The following is a 16,327-nucleotide window of genomic DNA, read 5'->3' on the forward strand; positions in this document are numbered from 1 at the left end:
GTTTTTGTTCGGCGCGGTCTAACGTGCCGGTGGTCGGCATTCACCAACCTGGTTGAGCGAATAGGCCCGTTTTGGCGAGCCGCAGGACGCAAGACGCCGCGATGTCGAAGCGCAAGCGCGACGGCCTTCCGCCGCCCGTCGATATACCGCTCCTGGGCGGGCGGCCGGGGCAGTTCCTGCTGCGCCCGTGGTTCGATCGCGTCACCATCCGCTGGGTCACCCGCTGGTTCTTCCCCATCTCGCGCGGCTGGGCGGCGGCGCGCGCGGCCGACGGTTCGCGCGAGCGCTTCGTCGAGGAGTTGGGGATGAGCGACCTGCCCTGGGGCATCGTCGACCGCTTGCTGCAGGCCGCCCAGCGTGCCGAGACCCGCTACCAGGACACCACAAGACGGTGGGAAGACCTGTTCTTCGCCGCCCATGCCCCCGGCCCCGGCGAGCTGGCCCAGATCGAGGAGGAGCGTGAGCGCGCGGCGCAGACTCTGATGGCCGTGCGCGCCTATGTCTTCCCGCTGCGCCTGGCGCGCAAGCTGCCGCCCGTCTCCTACGACGTGACCTCGCCGCAGGACGTGGAAAGCGCCCACGGCCATCGCCTGCGTAACGTGAAGGCAGCGTTCCCGGTGCCGGAGCAGCCGAATATCCGGCAATCGCACCCCGTCGAGGGCGGCTACGGCGACGTCAGCTGGCTGGAGTGGCCGTCGCCGATGGGCGACACCGCGCGCGCCCGCCTCTATACGCCGCGCGAGCGCAAGGATCCGCCGACGCTGATCTACCTCCACGGCATCGGCATGGAGATGGAGATGTGGCGCGCGCAGTCGGACCCCGTGAACGCACTGGCCCGCGATGCCGGCATCCGGGTGGTGCGGCCCGAGGCGGCGTGGCACGGCCGGCGCATGCTGCCCGGCTACCACGGCGGCGAGCCGGCCCTGGCCTTCGCGCCCAAGGGCTACATCGACATGGTGCAGGGCTGGCTCGTGGAGATCATGCACCTGATCCGCTGGGCGCGCCAGACCAGCCGCGGGCCGGTCGCCATCGGCGGGTTGAGCCTGGGGGCGCTGACGGCACAGCTTGTCGGCACCGCCGCGCGCATCTGGCCGCGCGAGTTGCAGCCCGAGGTGATGTTCCTGGTCGTCACCAGCGGCGACATGCTGGAAGTCTGTTTCGAGGGCGCGCTGCCGAAGGGGCTGGGCCTGCTGGACGCCCTGTGGGCCGGCGGCTGGACGCACGAGGAACTGGCCCGCTGGCGTGGCTTGCTGGAGCCGCAAGGCGACCCGGTGATGCCGGCGGAGCGGGTCGTCATGCTGCTGGGCAGTCACGACAGCGTGACGCCTTATTCCGGCGGCCTGGCGCTGGCGCGGCGCTGGGGCGTGCCCGGCGACAGCCTTTTCGTGGTGAACCGGGGCCACTTCTCCACACCGCTCGGCCTGCACCAGGATAAGCGGCCGGTGCAGCGGATGGCGGCGCTCCTGAACGATGCGTCGGGGGTATAGCCCTGTTGTCAGCGGCGTGCGGTTGCTTATATACCGCCTGCCATGAACAGCCTCGGCCTCGATAAGCATCCTTCGCAGACGCGCGTCGTCGTCGCCATGTCCGGCGGCGTCGACAGCTCCGTCGCGGCCGCGCTTTTGAAGCGCGAGGGCTATGACGTCGTCGGCATCACGCTGCAACTTTACGACCACGGGCAGGCCGTGGCGAAGAAGGGCGCGTGCTGTGCCGGGCAGGATATCTACGACGCCAAGCGCGTGGCCGACCGCCTGGACATGCCGCACTATGTCCTGGGCTATGAAAGCCGCTTCCGGCAGGCGGTCATCGACGACTTCGCCGACAGCTATCTGGCCGGGGAGACGCCGATCCCCTGCGTGCGCTGCAACGAGCGGGTGAAGTTCCGCGACCTGCTGGAAACGGCGCGGGAGCTTGACGCCGACTGCCTTGCCACCGGCCACTACGTGCAGCGCGTTGCCGGTTCGCAGGGGCCGGAGCTGCACCGCGCGGTCGATGACAGCCGGGACCAGAGCTATTTCCTCTTCGCCACCACGCCGGAACAGCTCGACTTCCTGCGCTTTCCGCTGGGCGGACGGCCGAAAACGGAAACGCGCCGCCTGGCCGAGGAGTTGGGCTTGGCCGTGGCGGACAAGCCAGACAGCCAGGATATCTGCTTTGTCCCGCAGGGTTCCTATGCCGAGGTGGTGAAGAAGCTGCGCCCCGGCAGCATCGAGCCAGGCGAAATCGTCGACATGTCCGGCAACGTCGTGGGCCGGCACGAGGGCATCATCCACTTCACCATCGGCCAGCGCCGCGGCCTGAACGTCGGCGGCTTCGACGAGCCGATGTACGTCGTGCGCCTGGAGCCCGAGGCGCGGCGCGTCGTCGTCGGCCCGCAGCGCGCGCTGGCCCGTGACGTCGTCCACCTGCGCGAGGTCAACTGGCTCTACCCCGCACCGGTGGACGGGCAGGGCGTGCCGGTAAGCGTGAAGCTGCGCTCGGCGATGATGCCGCAGCCGGCAACCGTCTACGCGGGCGAAGGTGGCACCGGCACCATCGTGCTGGACACCGCGCAGAACGGCATCTCGCCGGGACAGGCGGCGGTGTTCTACGACGGCGCGCGCGTGCTGGGCGGCGGCTGGATCGATTCGGCCAGCCTTTCCGAGGCTGCCAAGGCCGCCTGAGACTCCAGGTTATCCGGTCAGAACTTCGGCGTATCGTCTTCTGGGCCAGCACTGGCCCTGCGCCGGCTACGGCGCCGCCGGCCGCCGGCACTTGCCGATTCGCTTTCCGGCAGGTCGGACAGGCCGGTGTTTTGCGATTGCTGCTCGGCACCTGTCGAGATCTGGCCGAGGCGGGCGACGATCTCCTCCACGCTGGGCGCTTCGCCCTTCGTGTGCGCTTCCAGGGCGGCACGCATGGCGCGGATATGTTCCGGCGTGGTGCCGCAGCAGCCGCCGATGATGCGCGCACCGCAATCGACGGCAATACAGGCGTAGTCCGCCATCAACTCGGGCGTCCCCGTGTAAACAATCTGGTCGCCGCGCCATTCCGGAATGCCGCAGTTGCTTTTGGCGATCAGCACATCGCCCGGCTCCGCGCCCTTGGCCATGTTGTGCAGCGCCACCACCAGTTCCGACGCGCCCACGCCGCAGTTCCCGCCATAAGCAATGGGCCGGGGCTCCAACCCGTGGACGATTTGGGCAAGCTGGTCCGGTGTCACACCCATCATCGTGCGGCCGTTGGTATCGAACGACAGCGTGCAGGCCACCGGCAAGCCTGCGGTTCCCGCCCCCGCGACGGCCGCCTTCAATTCGTCCACCGCCGAGATCGTCTCGATCCAGAGCACGTCGACGCCGCCGTCCTTCAGGCCCGCCGCCTGCTCGGCGAAGGCGTCCTTGCCATCCTCGAACGAAAGCTCGCCCAGCGGCTGGAACAGTGAGCCAGTGGGGCCCATCGACCCAGCCACCACCGCCGGCCGGTCGAGCCTGCCAACCTCAGCGCGCGCCAGTTCGGCGGCCGCCTTGTTGAGTTCGTAGACGCGATCCTGTCCGCCGTGCAGCTTTAGCCGCTCACGGTTGCCTCCGAACGTATTTGTGAGGATGATGTCGGACCCGGCTTCCAGGAAGCTGCGGTAATGCGCGCGCACCTTGTCCGGGTGATCGGCGTTCCAGAGTTCCGGCGAATCCCCATGGCCAAGGCCAAGGGCGAAGAGGTTCGTGCCAGTGGCGCCGTCGGCAAGCAGCCACGGGCGCTCGGCCAGCAGGCGGGACAGCAGATCGGTCACGGCCGCACCTATTGCGTGTAAATGCCGGTCGGCAATGTAATTCTCACGTTGCCGTCACACAAGACTAGCGCGCGCGCCCAACGAGCAAAAGAGCCAGATTGGCTGTCAACAACCCAGGAGGAACGATTTGACCGAGACGACACGGGAACAACGCCTTCGCGCCGTCTACGAGGCGGGCTCGACGGAAGAGGTTGGCAAGGGCTACGACACCTGGGCCAGCGACTACGAGGCCGATGTCCAGGCGTTCGGCTACATCAGCCCCTCCATCTGCGCGGCCCTGGCCGCCCGCCATATCCCTGCCGGCGACGGGCCGCTGCTCGACGCTGGTGCCGGCACCGGCATCATGGGCCAGCTTCTCAGCCTGCTCGGCTATGACCGGCTGGACGCGCTGGACCTGTCGGAAAGCATGCTGAAGGTAGCCGATTCCAAGGGCGTTTACGGAAAGCTCTATCAGGGCGCGCTTGGCGATCCGCTCGACATGCCGGATGGCCACTACGCGGGTGCCCTGGCCGTCGGCGTCTTCACGCCGGGGCATGCCGGCCCCGAGTCGCTGGATGAGCTGCTGCGCGTCACGCGCCCCGGCGGCACGCTGGTTTTCACCGTCACCAATCCGGTTTACGAGGCCGGCTTCAAGGCGAAGCAGGAGGGGCTGGAGCGCGAGGGCCGCTGGCGCCTTCTGGAGGTGACGCCGCAGTTCGCCGCGCTGCCCAAGGAGAAGGACGCGCCGCTGGGCCGCGCCTTTGCGTATCGCGTTCTCTAACCCGGATCTGGTCCTGCTGGATCAGTCGAGGTCCAGCAGCATGCCGACGGCGTTGAAGCCGCTGTCGACGTTCAGGATCGTCCCCGTCGTGCTCGCCGCCTCGTCGCTGGCGAGGTGCAGCACGGCGGCGGCGATTTCTTCCACCGTAGCATAACGTTTAACCGCCAGATGCCCGGTCCAGGCGCGCCGTGTCGCCTCATCATGCATCGCCTGGGCAAGCGGCGTGTCCACCGGGCCCGGCGCGACGGCGTTCACTGTCACCCCATAGTCGCCCAGTTCCGTTGCCATCAAGCGGGTCAACTGATGCACGCCGCCCTTGGCCACCGAATAGGCACCGCGCCCGGTGATCGCACGCTGGCCGGTGATGGAGCCCAGGTTGACGATACGCCCCTTTCCACGAGCCGCCATCCGCTTGGCCGCTTCGTGGGCGGGAATGAAGGTGCCCGTCAGGTTGGTGTCGATCAGCCGGCGGAATTCGGCGACGGAGAGGTCGAGGAACTTCACCACCTGCGGTACGGCGGCCGAATTCACCAGGATGTCGATGGGGCCAAGCGACGCCTCCGCCGCATCGAAGGCCGCCTCCACAGCCTCTTCATCGCGCACGTCCACGCCGACCGCCATCGCCCGCGCCTTGCGCAGTCCCAGCAAGTCGGACACCTGGATCGCTTTCCGGTCGTCGATGTCGGCGATGGCAACCGCCGCGCCTTCGGCGGCGAAGCGCTCGCATACCGCCCGTCCGATACCGCTGGCCCCGCCGGTGACGAAGGCGACCTTGTCCTTGAGGCGCATGAGGATGTTCCCCCGCATTTGCGTTACGATCCGACAGTTCTGGAGCGAACCATTGCCTATCGGAAAGGGGAGCGGAAGCCCTTCACGGGGGAATCTTGGCCTAGCCGCCCCTTATCAGGCGGCGCGCTGCGCGCTGCGCGCCGTCGGCCTCGACGAATTTCAGGCGGTCGAGCGGCATGGTCCGCGAATCCGCCGACCTGAAGATGAAACCGCCATCGCATGGAGTCAGCCATGCGACGATCTCGCCGTCCACCTCAACTGCGAACTCAGCTATCCCCGGCTTGTCCTCCGTCTCCTCCCGGGGTAGCGCGCCCGTTTCCACGCCGGTGGGCGGCGCCGCCCTTTCAAGGTTGCCCGAGTGTATCTTGGTGTGGAGAAGCGCCTGCAACCGCGCCTCGACCTCCTCGGGCGGCACGTTCAGGCAATCGGCAATCTGGGGTATCGAGCGCCCGTTGAGCACGCCCCGCAGCAGCCGAACTTCGTTGGCGGAAAGCTCAATATTGTTCCGATGCTTTGACGGAAACATCGCCACTCCGGTGTTCATTAAGCGGTTATATTAGTATACCGTTCATGTGCGAGTTGCCTTTGACCCACGGCAATCGGGGGCATGATATAGAGCAAATGCGCGCGGTGCCGGCATTGATGCGGAGAGTCTCGGTGCTTGGAAGAAGCCTTACCATTGCGTGACGTGGACTGGACCGACCCGCGTAGGCTGATTGCTTCACCGCCCACGCATTGCGCTTCCTGTCCATTGCGGGCGCTGGATCATTTCAAGGAAGCGACAAAGGGCGCAGTCACGGAGATCGAAGGGGCGCGTTTGGGTGTGCGCCGCCTTCCACCGGATACCACGGTGTATGCCGAGAGGGACCCGCCGTCACTGGTCTTCACGCTGTTCGACGGCTGGGCCCTGCGCTTCAAGCTGCTGGAGAACGGTAAGCGGCAGATCCTGAACGTGCTGCTGCCAGGCGATACATTTGGCGTGCAGCCGGACATGACGAGCGAACTCGACCACACGGCCGAAACCGTGACCGAGGTGTCGCTCTGCGTGTTCAAACAAGAGAGCGTGATGCAGCTTTTCCAGAGCCAGCCCACCTATGGCTGGCAACTGAGCTGGATGCTGGCGCACGAGCAGAGTGCGATGAACGAGCACCTCACCAACATCGGGCGGCGAACCGCGTTCGAGCGGCTGGGGTTTTTCCTTCTCGAGACCTACTCGCGCATGGAGCGGCGCGATGCCGCCGGCAACGGCGTGTGCGAGTTCCCATTGCGTCAGATCGACGTTGCGGACGTCCTCTCCCTAAGTCCCGAAACCGTGAACCGGCTTCTAGCGCAGATGAGTCGCGATGGCCTGGCCCGAGTCTCGCACGGCCGGCTTTATATCCTGGACCGCAACAGACTGACGGAAACCTGCCACTTCCACGAGCGCTTCCTGTCGCCGAAGCCCTTGCTCTAGCAACCGGACATAAGCCCACCGCTTTCCGAGCTGCGTCCTCCCGCGCTAGACCACGTCCAGCACCTTCTCGGGCGGGCGTCCGAGAGCGGCCTTGTCGCCGCTTACCACAATGGGCCGCTCGATCAGGATGGGGTTCTCGACCATTGCCCGGATCAGGGCGTCGTCTTCCTCCACCTCGGCCAGAGCGAGTTCCTTGTAGACGGATTCCTTCGTGCGCATCAGGTCGCGAGGGCGAAGGCCGAGACGCGCCAGGATGTCGCGCAGCGCGGCGGCGTCGGGTGGGGTCTTCAGGTACTCGACGATTTGCGGGGAAACGCCCCTGTCCTGCAGAAGCTGCAGCGCCTCCCGCGATTTCGAGCAGCGGGGGTTATGGTACATCGTAATGCGCATGACGCCTCCAGGTGATTGCTTCGCCCACGTCCCGGAGGCGTCTTTTACAACCGTTCAACCCGCTTGCCCAGGGGCGCCGATGCCTTGACTGTCCGAAGCGTCATGGCTGGTCCGAAAGAGCCGGCGCGCGCCGGGCCAGCGTGCGCTCGCGATGGAAGACGTAGAGGCCAGAGGCGATAATGATGCCGGTGCCGAGGAATGTCAGCGCATCGGGAAAGTCGCCGAAGATCAGATAACCCAGCAGTGTCGCGCTGATGATCTCCAGGTACTGGAACGGCGCCAGCACTCCCGCCGGCGCCCGCCGGAACGCAAGCGCCAGCACGACATGGGTGGTGCCGGCAAGGCTGCCCAGCACCACAAGACCGGCCCATTGCCCGGCGCTTGGCCAGGTCGCCGTCAGCACGGGAATTCCCACGGCGCTGCCGGCCAGCAGGGCGACGGTGAGAATGATGGTGGAGAACACGCCGGTCCAGACCTGCATCACGACCGGATCGTCCTCCCCGGCCATGTGGCGGGTCAGCGTCAGGTAGCCGGCGAAGCAGAATGCCGTGCCCAGCGGCAGGATGGCCGCCCAGCCGAAGGCCTCCCAGCTTGGCCGGATGACGATCATGGCGCCCAAGAGCCCGACGCCGACGGCGGAAATGCGGCGCCAGCCGATGGGCTCGCCCAGCAGCGCGGCCGACATCAGCGTCAGGATCAGCGGCTCCACGAAGAAGATCGCGATGGCATTGGCGATCGGCAGATACTTCAATGCCCAGAAGATCGTCAGGATCGCACCGGCCAGAAGAAGGCCGCGCGCGGCATGCAGCCCCAGCCTCTGTCCGCCCAGCCGCCGCCGCGTGACGACCGCGACGGGCAGCAGCATCGTGGTCTGGAACACGAAGCGGCCCCAGGCCACCATGCCGGGCGCCAGGCTGGCGGACAGCAGCTTGGCGATGGCATCGTTGCCGGGAACCGCCAGCATCGCCGCCGCCATCAGCAACATGCCGACCTCCACCTGGGATCGGCGAGCAGTGGTGCTGGGCGCGTTGGGCATGCTCACGGCAGTCGCTCCGGTCTAAGCGAGACAAGCACACGATAGGAGGGCGTAGCGGCCAAGGCCACCTGCGCCTTTGAATTGCTGCCCTGCATCGCGGGAATGGCGGGTGCCGTGCGCCGCAGTGCTTGTGCGGTTGCCACACGTAAATGTGCTGTGCTGCACAAAACCCTCTTGACGGCCCGTGCGGCACCACCCTATTTATCGAGTAGCTGCGAATTAGAATTACTCTAATTCAAAGCATGAGACACGCCCCGGGGGATCCACGGGACAGACACCAGAATCTTGAAGGAGCATTCCGCATGCTGACGGTCGGTAAGCCTTTTCCGCAGTTCAACCTGAAGGCCGCCGTGTCGAACGACATCAACGACGGTTTCGCCGATATCGCCAACGATACCTACAAGGGCAAGTGGCTGGTCGTTTTCGCCTGGCCGAAGGACTTCACCTTCGTCTGCCCGACGGAGATCGCCGAGTTCGGCCGACTGAACGAGGAGTTCCAGGACCGCGACGCGCAGGTGCTGGGCATGAGCACCGACAGCGAGTTCGTGCACCTGAACTGGCGCCGCAGCCACGAGGATCTGCGCGACCTGCCGTTCCCGATGCTGTCCGACATCAAGCGCGAGCTTTCCCAGGAGCTGGGTATCCTTGACGACGCCGAGGGCGTGTGCCTGCGCGCGACCTTCATCGTCGATCCGGATGGCATCGTCCGCCATGTGTCGGTGAACGACCTCAGCGTGGGCCGCAACCCGCATGAGATTGTCCGCATCCTCGACGCGCTGCAGACCGACGAGCTGTGCCCCTGCAACTGGCAGAAGGGCGAGGACACGCTGGAAGCGGCGTAAGCCTTGCGTGGGCCGGGCAGGGCAAGGGCCGCTGCCCGGCCGCCTTCCATCCGTTCGCCTCAATCGAGGGAGACCGCCATCATGTCGATCGACAACCTGAAGAGCGCGCTGCCCGGCTATGCCAAGGACTTGAAGCTGAACCTCGGCAACGTCCTGCGCGCGCCGGGCCTCAGCGAGCAGCAGGTCTGGGGCGCGGCGCTTGCCAGCGCCATCGCCTCGCGCAACCCCAAAGTGACCACCGCCATCGAGGCGGAGGCCCGGCGGAAGCTTTCCGGTAACGCGCTGAACGCCGCCAAGACGGCCGCCGCCGTCATGGCCATGAACAACGTCTACTACCGCTTCCTCTCGCTCACCTCGAACGAGGAATACGCGAAGATGCCGGCCAACCTGCGCATGAATGCCATCGCGCAGCCCGGCGTCGATCGTCTCGACTTCGAGCTGTACTCGCTGGCCGTGTCGGTCATCAACGCCTGCCGCAAGTGCGTCGACTCGCACGAGCAGCAGGTTCTCAAGGGCGGCGCCAGCAAGGAGATGGTTCAGGCGACCGTGCGTATCGCCTCCGTCGTTCATGCAATCGCAGTTACGCTTGAGGCAGAGGAGAGCCTGGGCGAAGGGGAAACCCGGGCCGCGGCCTGAACAGCGTTCGTCCTCTCCGCGAAAGATCGGGCCGGTCCTTAATCTGGGGGCCGGCCCGTTCTCGTTTCGACGTGCCTCATAGTCCGAGCGCCGCGAAGCTGCCGGCGACCGTGACGAAGAATGTCCGGAAGCCCGATGAATCGACGGCCCCCCTCGCGCGCATTCAAGCCGTCGCGCGCTCGTCGGGAATCGCGGAGCCGTGCCACTGGAAGCTCAGCACCTCGATGATCTTGTCGACGTGCTCGCCATGGTCGGTGAAAGGCAGTGTCAGCCCCTGCTGACAACCGCGGGAACGGTCAGAGCCGACGCAATCCATGGAATAGAAGCGCGGCTCTCCGCTGTCCGCCACTTCGCGTACATGGCGGAAGATGTCGCTGTCTTCCATGTGGATTCCAGCCTCCCGCATGCACAGGCCGACGACGTTGCGGCCCATGTGCGTACGGATTTCATCGCCGATCAGCCGATAGCGGAAGTCGAGCGGATAGCGCAGCACGTCGAGCACGACGAGGTGGGGAAGCAGTTGCGGCACGTCGATCGGGTCGAAAGCCTTGTAGTAGGGAATGCGGCCGTTCGTGCACTTGCGCTGCCAATAATCCAGTGCAAGCGACTGACGCTTGCAGGCAAAGCTCGGCGCAGTCCGGTCGTCCATCCGCGTCCCCCCTCGACACCCTCAACGCGAAAACCGATTCCAGTTCAACAATCCTAAATTAACATGCCCCTAACGTTCCTGGAATCCCTATTACACCAGAATGCTGACAACGGCGACGATTGCCACCAATGCGAGGGCAATCCGGCGGTACGTCCGGTCGTGGGTCTGGCCGAAAAGGTGACTGCCGGCGAAGGCGCCGACGATGAAGACGGGCAGCATGACGAGGCCGCGCAATCCGTTGTCGACCGTCAGCAGGCCGTTCGCGGCGTAGGCGGCCAGCTGCATGATGCTCGTCAGCATGAAGAAGCAGATCAGGCTGGCCCGGATCTCCGCGGCGGGGTCCTGTCCGGCAAGGTAGTACAGGACGATGGGCGGGCCGCCCATGCCGGTCGCGCCGGCGGACAGGCCCGACAGCGCGCCCGCGCTCAAGGTGCCTGGCAGCCGCGCCTCGCCCTTGCGCCCCGCGCCCAGCGCGATCAGGCATATCGCGGCAATGATCGCGGCGGAGATGGTCCACCGCATGATCTCGGCCGGAACCGTGCGCAGCGCGTAGGCGCCCAGCGGAATGCCAAGCGCCGCCGCGGCGGCGAGTATGCCGACGGTTCGCCACTTCGCCGCGCCGACGGCCTTTGGCAGAAGCTGCACGGCGACGCCCAGTTCCATGATGCCCAGCATCGGGATCGCCACGGCGGGCGTGTAGAGCGCCGACAGCGACGGCGCCAGCAGCATCGACGAGCCGAAGCCGGCGAAGCCGCGCACGATGCCGGCGAATGCCGTGACGGCCGCGGCAACGGCGAACTGCCAGTCCAGGGTCATATCCATGCCGGCCGTCTAGCACGGGGGCGTATGCCCCGGAAGCGAAGCTCGTGCATAGCTGCCTTTCACGGGCTTTCGAGGCGAGTGTCATCGGCACCCATGTTGCGTTAAGCTGCGACTCGGCCGCGCTGCGGACCGCCGTCAATGAGACCGCAGGCGCACCGACAAGAGCGAAAAACGCCGAGACAGGGAGGGATTCACGATGAGAGCAGTTGCAAGGCTTGTGGCCGTTGCGGCGCTGGCGGGCGCCATCGCGGCTGGCGGGCAGGTCCAGGCGGCAAGCTGGGACATGCCCACCCCCTATCCGCAGCCGAACTTCCATACGCAGAACATCATGGCGTTCGCCGAGGATGTTGCGGATATGACGGACGGCGAACTGGAGATTACGGTTCATCCGGCCGGGTCGCTGTTCAAGCATCCGGAAATCAAGAACGCGGTGCGCAGCCGGCTGGCGCCGATCGGCGAGTTCCTGTTGAGCCGGCTGGCCAACGAGAACGCGGTCTTCCAGGTGGACTCGGTTCCGTTCCTGGCCACCGACTACGATCAGGCAATGAAGCTGTGGCAGGCCTCGAAGCCGACCGTGCGGGACCTTCTGGCGGCGGAGGATCTGAAAGTCCTGTTCACGGTGCCGTGGCCGCCACAGGGCCTTTACACGAAAGAGCCGATCGAGAGCATGGACGACCTGAAGGGAATCTCCTTCCGCGCCTATAACACCGCGACGGAGCGTCTGGCCCAGCTCGCCGGCATGGTGCCCACCCAGGTCGAAGTGCCGGATATTCCGCAGGCCTTCGCTACAGGGCGCGTCGACGGCATGATGACCTCGCCGTCGACAGGGGTGAACTCGAAGGCTTGGGACTTCGTCAACCATTTCTACCATCTGCAGGCGTGGCTGCCGAAGAACATCGTCGTGGTGAATGCCCGCGCGTTTGAGGGGCTTGACGAGTCGGTACGGAACGCCGTCCTGAAGGCGGCGGAGAAAGCCATGGACCGTGGCTGGAAGATGTCCATGAAGGAAACGCGCCAGCAGATGGACAAGCTGGAAGAGAACGGCATGACCGTTCACCGCGAGCCGTCGGAAACGCTGCAGCAGGGCTTTCAGGAGATCGGCGCGAAGATGGCTTCGGAATGGCAGGAGAAGGCCGGCGAGGCCGGTAGCGAAATCCTGAAGCGCTATCGCGCTGAATAGCGTCGTCTCCGGCGCCTGTTCGCAGGCTGTCATGCCCTGCTATTCACCGGCGGATGGCGTGCCATCCGCCGGTATCCGTTCGGCCGGAAGCCCGTTAGGGCGAATGGCGATTTCGGGCATGCGGCAATCGACGCCGGATAGCGGGTAAAAGGCGAAGGAGGCCGCGCCCGGAACGCTCGCGGCCGAAAGATGGGGGCTGCCCGCGGGGCCTATTTCTTCGGCGTCTTCTCCGGGTCGCGCTCGCCCGGCCCGCCCTTACCCGCCGAGTTGGCCGAATCGGAGGTCGGGCCGGTCTTGCGCTCCTTGCGCTCGGCCCCGTCGCGCCGGGCCTTCCGGCGGGCCACCTTTTGGCGGTGTTTCTCCAGATCGATGACTTCGCCCATCGCCTATTTCTCGCTTGTCGCTCGCCCGTCCATGCAAACGTTCGTCTGGATTGCCGGTTCGTTTGCCGTTTGCGGCAACATTCATTAGCTTAGCGCAAACGGTCTTCCGCGCAACGGCCCGCGGGCCGGACCAGTTGCCGACACCAGCCGGAACGAAGGTTCGCCTTTGAAAAAGCTGCTCTACGCCCTTCTCGCCCTTGTCGTCCTGCTCGTGGCGGCGGTGCTGCTTGGCCCCGGTCTGATCGACTGGAACGCCTACAGGTCGGAAATAGCGGCGCGGGTCGAGCGGGCAACCGGCCGCGATGTCGCGATCCAAGGCGATGTCAGCCTTTCCATTCTGCCAAGCCCGGCATTTTCGGCCAGTGGTGTGCGCCTTGCCAACGTTGCAGGTGGCAGCGACCCCGCCATGGCGAGCGTGCGTGCGCTTCGCGTCAAGGTGCGGCTGGCCCCGCTGCTACAGGGCAGGGTCGAGGTTGAGCAGATCACCCTGCTGGAGCCGGACATCCTGGTCGAGGTGCTGCCCGACGGCACCGCCAATTGGCAATTCGCGGATTCGGCGAAGGGCGGCGATTCGGCGGATGGCGCCGATGGCGGTGGTGGCGGCGGCTTCATCGCGCAGGTCAGCCTCGACAGCTTTCGTATCGCTGATGGGACGGTTCGTTATCGCGACGCGGCGGCCGGTATCGAGGAAACCGTGAGCGGCATCGACGCGGAAATCGCCGCCAACTCGCTACAGGGGCCGTTCGACGCCAAGGGCAGAATGACCGTTCGCGGCGTCCCGCTTCGCTTCAAGGCCAATATCGGCCGCGTGAAGCGCGAGGGGACAACGCCCTACAAGCTGTCGCTCGGCGTCGTCGACTCCACGGCAGAGGCGGAGCTTACCGGTGCCGCCATAGTCGATGCCGATGGCGGGTCCGCGCTGCGTGGCAAGGCGGAACTGCGCGGCGACGACCTTCGCGGGCTCCTGAAACGGCTGCGTCTGGGCGATAACACGGCGCCGCAGCTAGCGCAGCGGTTCGAGGTTTCCGGGCAGTTGAAAGCGGACCGCGAGAAGTTGGACATCGAGGAACTGGACGTCCGGCTTGGCGAGGTCTCAGCTGACGGCGCCGTCAGCTTTGCCTTTGGCAAGCCTCTCGATTTGAGGTCCAAGCTACGCGTGCAGCAGGTGAACCTGGATCGCCTTCTCGCGATGGACGGGGCGGCGAAGAGTGGCGCCCCCTCGACGGATGGCGACGGCAGGGCGGCCACGGAAGGAGAGAGCCCGGCATTCGCGCTGCCAGCGGACCTGCGCGCCGAGCTGGACCTGCGTGTCGACGCCCTGATCTATCGTGGGCAGGTCGTGCGCCAGGGGCGGTTGAACGCCGTTCTGGCGGACGGCTCGGTCACGCTCAATCAGGCGATGGCCCTGTTGCCGGGCGGTAGCGATCTGGCGCTGTTCGGGACGCTGGACGAGGGGCCGCGCGGCGCCGTCTTCGATGGCCGGGTGGAAGCTGCTTCCGATAATCTGCGGGCCATCTTCGACTGGTTCGACATCGATGTGGAAGGGATCCCGGCCGGACGATTGCGCCGCATGAACCTGCTGGCTGACGTGAAGGGCACTGGACGGCAGCTCACGATCACAAGCCTGGACCTCGATGTCGATGCGATGAAGGTCAGCGGCGGCATCGCGGTGGCCTTGCGCCGCCGTCCCGGTATTGGTGTGGGGCTCAGCGTCGACAAGCTGAACCTGGACGCCTATCTGCCGCGCGACCGGGCGGACAATGGCGGTGCAGGCGAGGGCGGCGGCGGGCAGGCTGGGGGACCGTTGGGCGCGGCGATTGCGGCCACGCTCGGCGGCCTGGATGCGAACCTCGATCTGCGCGCCGGCACGGTGACCTATGCGGGCGAAAGCCTGCGGGATGTGCGCTTCGACGCAACGCTGCAGCAGGGCGATTTGACGGTGCGGAAGGCCCACATCGGCCGTGTCGCCAGCAGCAGCCTGACGCTGGCGGGTATGGTTACCGGCCTCTCGGACCTGAACCCACGTATCGACGCCACCGTGGATGTGGCGACCGAGGACCCGCGACGCCTCGCCGGTCTCTTCAACGCGCGGGAGCCGGTCCCCGAAGGCCTGGGGCCGATGGCGCTGACCGGCGTGGTTGGTGGCGGTTTCGAGAAGCTGTCGGTGGACCTGGAGCTTGAGGGGCTGGGCGGCGCGGCCACGGCGAAGGGCGATATACGGCCGCTGCCTGGCCCGCTTGGCTTCAACCTCGACGTTGCGTTGAAACATGCCAACCTGCGCGGCCTTGTCGGGCGCATTCCCGACGCCCCCAAGTTGCGTCAGGGCCTTGGCGGGCTCGACCTTGAAGGGAAGCTGTCGGGCAACGTGACGCAGCCAAGGGCGCAGGAATTCTCTGGCCGGATCGGGCCGGTCGAGTTGAGTGGCGCGCTGGACGCCGACCTGACGGGACCGCGTCCGATGATCCGAGCGAATCTGGAAACCGGTGAACTGCCGCTACAGGCGCTCGGCGTGCTAGGTGGTTCCACTGCGCCCGCCCCGGATGGCCGCGGCGGAGATGGCGCGGCGGGCCGGAGCGCGGGCTCGGGACGCTGGTCCGACACGCCGCTCGAACTTGGGCGCCTGCGGGACTATGACGGCGAGCTGACGCTTCGTTCGAAGGCGGTGATCCTGGACGACGGGATGCGCCTGGAGGGCGCTGTCTTCGACGCGGTGCTCGACAAGGGCGTGCTGGATGTGGAAACGCTTACCGGCACTCTTCTCGGCGGCACGGTGGCGGTCATCGGCACGGCGGATACGAATGATGGTCTGACGGCGGGGTTCGATATCAACGCCAACAAGATCGACAGCAGCCTGTTGCTTTCACGCGGCTTCGACTTCGAGCGAATCAGCGGCCCGATGACATTGAGCGCCCGGCTGAACGCCGAGGGTCGCAGCGAGCGTGCTGTCGTGAAGTCCCTGAACGGCGAGGGCAAGCTGTCGGGCAAGTTGACGGTCGAAGCGCGAGCGGAGGACCGGGCGACCAACATGCTGCTCAATATGCTGGGCGAGAAGGTCAAGGAATTGGGCGGGGTTGCGGAAACCACGACCAGTATACTCGACGCCTTCGCGGATCGCCCCGCGCAGCTTTCCGGCACCTTCGACATCGAGGACGGCATCGTGCACACCCGCGACACCACGCTGACGGGGCAGGGGGCGAGCGCGGTGCTGCAAGGGCAGGCGGATCTGCCGAACTGGCGCATGGACGCCCGCATCGACCTGATTCGGGAAAGTGACGCGCCTGATGCGCCCTACATGACGACGTTGCTGCGCGGACCGCTGGATCGCCCGAATCCGACCATCAAGGGCGGCCCCTTCCGCGTCCGCGAGCCGGGGGAGCCCGCCGAGGCGGAAGCCCAACAGGAGCCAGCCGCCGAGCCACAGGTAGAATCAAGCGAAACGCCGGCCCAGGCGCCGTCAGAAGAGAAACCGAAAGCCTCGGATCGCCAGCTTGAGCAGGCCCAGGAGGACACGCCTGGGGAGGCAACGGCGAGGCCCGAGGAGAAGCCGGCGGTGAAGAAACCTTCGGCGGAGGACATCATCCGCGGCCTCCTGAAAAGCCTGCCGAAGAAGGCGGAGTAGCG

Annotated in this window: 16 protein-coding genes; 8 read left to right on the top strand and 8 right to left on the bottom strand. The window is 66.2% G+C overall.

Annotated elements, in window-relative coordinates:
• The first annotated feature begins 101 nt into the window (after positions 1 to 101).
• Both DRB17_RS07660 and mnmA read left to right on the top strand, forming a co-directional pair.
• Positions 102 to 1,487, top strand: coding sequence for an alpha/beta hydrolase (locus DRB17_RS07660; RefSeq protein WP_114581609.1), 1,386 nt, complete (start codon positions 102 to 104; stop codon positions 1,485 to 1,487).
• A gap of 42 nt (positions 1,488 to 1,529) precedes the next feature.
• A complete protein-coding gene (mnmA, locus tag DRB17_RS07665; RefSeq protein WP_114581610.1) occupies positions 1,530 to 2,663 on the top strand; it encodes a tRNA 2-thiouridine(34) synthase MnmA in 1,134 nt (377 codons plus the stop codon).
• Positions 2,664 to 2,680: 17 nt separating this feature from the next.
• On the opposite strand, the gene bmt is transcribed toward mnmA, so the two are convergent.
• Positions 2,681 to 3,766, bottom strand: a complete 1,086-nt coding sequence (gene bmt, locus DRB17_RS07670) for a betaine--homocysteine S-methyltransferase (protein ID WP_114581611.1) — start codon at positions 3,764 to 3,766, stop codon at positions 2,681 to 2,683.
• A 127-nt stretch (positions 3,767 to 3,893) separates the two neighbouring features.
• Here bmt and DRB17_RS07675 point away from each other — a divergent pair, with 127 nt between their 5' ends.
• A complete protein-coding gene (locus tag DRB17_RS07675; RefSeq protein ID WP_114581612.1) occupies positions 3,894 to 4,526 on the top strand; it encodes a class I SAM-dependent DNA methyltransferase in 633 nt (210 codons plus the stop codon).
• 21 nt (positions 4,527 to 4,547) lie between these two features.
• On the opposite strand, the gene DRB17_RS07680 is transcribed toward DRB17_RS07675, so the two are convergent.
• Together DRB17_RS07680 and DRB17_RS07685 are read right to left on the bottom strand one after the other, a co-directional pair.
• Entirely contained in the window at positions 4,548 to 5,315 is a 768-nt protein-coding gene (locus tag DRB17_RS07680; RefSeq protein WP_161958738.1) for an SDR family NAD(P)-dependent oxidoreductase, read from the bottom strand.
• 100 nt (positions 5,316 to 5,415) lie between these two features.
• Entirely contained in the window at positions 5,416 to 5,847 is a 432-nt protein-coding gene (locus DRB17_RS07685; RefSeq protein ID WP_147274839.1) for a hypothetical protein, read from the bottom strand.
• Positions 5,848 to 6,138: 291 nt separating this feature from the next.
• Between DRB17_RS07685 and DRB17_RS07690 the strand changes: the two genes are divergently transcribed.
• Entirely contained in the window at positions 6,139 to 6,768 is a 630-nt protein-coding gene (locus DRB17_RS07690) for a Crp/Fnr family transcriptional regulator (protein ID WP_161958739.1), read from the top strand.
• Between the two features lie 45 nt (positions 6,769 to 6,813).
• Here the strand turns inward: DRB17_RS07690 and arsC are convergent, their stop codons facing one another.
• Together arsC and DRB17_RS07700 are read right to left on the bottom strand one after the other, a co-directional pair.
• Positions 6,814 to 7,158 (bottom strand): arsenate reductase (glutaredoxin), encoded by a 345-nt coding sequence (arsC, locus tag DRB17_RS07695; RefSeq protein ID WP_114581616.1) that lies wholly within the window; start codon positions 7,156 to 7,158, stop codon positions 6,814 to 6,816.
• Between the two features lie 100 nt (positions 7,159 to 7,258).
• Positions 7,259 to 8,194, bottom strand: coding sequence for a DMT family transporter (locus DRB17_RS07700; protein ID WP_114581617.1), 936 nt, complete (start codon positions 8,192 to 8,194; stop codon positions 7,259 to 7,261).
• 302 nt (positions 8,195 to 8,496) lie between these two features.
• Between DRB17_RS07700 and DRB17_RS07705 the strand changes: the two genes are divergently transcribed.
• On the top strand, positions 8,497 to 9,036 hold the full coding sequence (locus tag DRB17_RS07705) for a peroxiredoxin (protein ID WP_114581618.1): 540 nt from the start codon (positions 8,497 to 8,499) through the stop codon (positions 9,034 to 9,036).
• Between the two features lie 81 nt (positions 9,037 to 9,117).
• A complete protein-coding gene (ahpD, locus tag DRB17_RS07710) occupies positions 9,118 to 9,672 on the top strand; it encodes an alkylhydroperoxidase, AhpD family (RefSeq protein WP_114581619.1) in 555 nt (184 codons plus the stop codon).
• Between the two features lie 163 nt (positions 9,673 to 9,835).
• Here the strand turns inward: ahpD and DRB17_RS07715 are convergent, their stop codons facing one another.
• The gene (locus DRB17_RS07715; protein WP_114581620.1) at positions 9,836 to 10,321 is read right to left on the bottom strand and encodes a PAS domain-containing protein; all 486 of its coding nucleotides are present in this window, start codon (positions 10,319 to 10,321) and stop codon (positions 9,836 to 9,838) included.
• 90 nt (positions 10,322 to 10,411) lie between these two features.
• On the bottom strand, positions 10,412 to 11,143 hold the full coding sequence (locus DRB17_RS07720; protein ID WP_114581621.1) for a sulfite exporter TauE/SafE family protein: 732 nt from the start codon (positions 11,141 to 11,143) through the stop codon (positions 10,412 to 10,414).
• Between the two features lie 196 nt (positions 11,144 to 11,339).
• Here DRB17_RS07720 and DRB17_RS07725 point away from each other — a divergent pair, with 196 nt between their 5' ends.
• Positions 11,340 to 12,323, top strand: a complete 984-nt coding sequence (locus DRB17_RS07725; protein WP_114581622.1) for a TRAP transporter substrate-binding protein — start codon at positions 11,340 to 11,342, stop codon at positions 12,321 to 12,323.
• A 209-nt stretch (positions 12,324 to 12,532) separates the two neighbouring features.
• Here DRB17_RS07725 and DRB17_RS20200 read toward each other — a convergent pair whose 3' ends face one another.
• Positions 12,533 to 12,706: a hypothetical protein gene (locus DRB17_RS20200; RefSeq protein ID WP_153242368.1), complete on the bottom strand. Its 174-nt coding sequence runs from the start codon at positions 12,704 to 12,706 to the stop codon at positions 12,533 to 12,535.
• 166 nt (positions 12,707 to 12,872) lie between these two features.
• Between DRB17_RS20200 and DRB17_RS07730 the strand changes: the two genes are divergently transcribed.
• Positions 12,873 to 16,325: an AsmA family protein gene (locus DRB17_RS07730; protein WP_114581623.1), complete on the top strand. Its 3,453-nt coding sequence runs from the start codon at positions 12,873 to 12,875 to the stop codon at positions 16,323 to 16,325.
• Positions 16,326 to 16,327 lie beyond the last annotated feature (2 nt).

The sequence above is a fragment of the Ferruginivarius sediminum genome (genome assembly GCF_003344765.1).
GTDB classification, from domain to species: Bacteria; Pseudomonadota; Alphaproteobacteria; order Kiloniellales; family Rhodovibrionaceae; genus Ferruginivarius; species Ferruginivarius sediminum.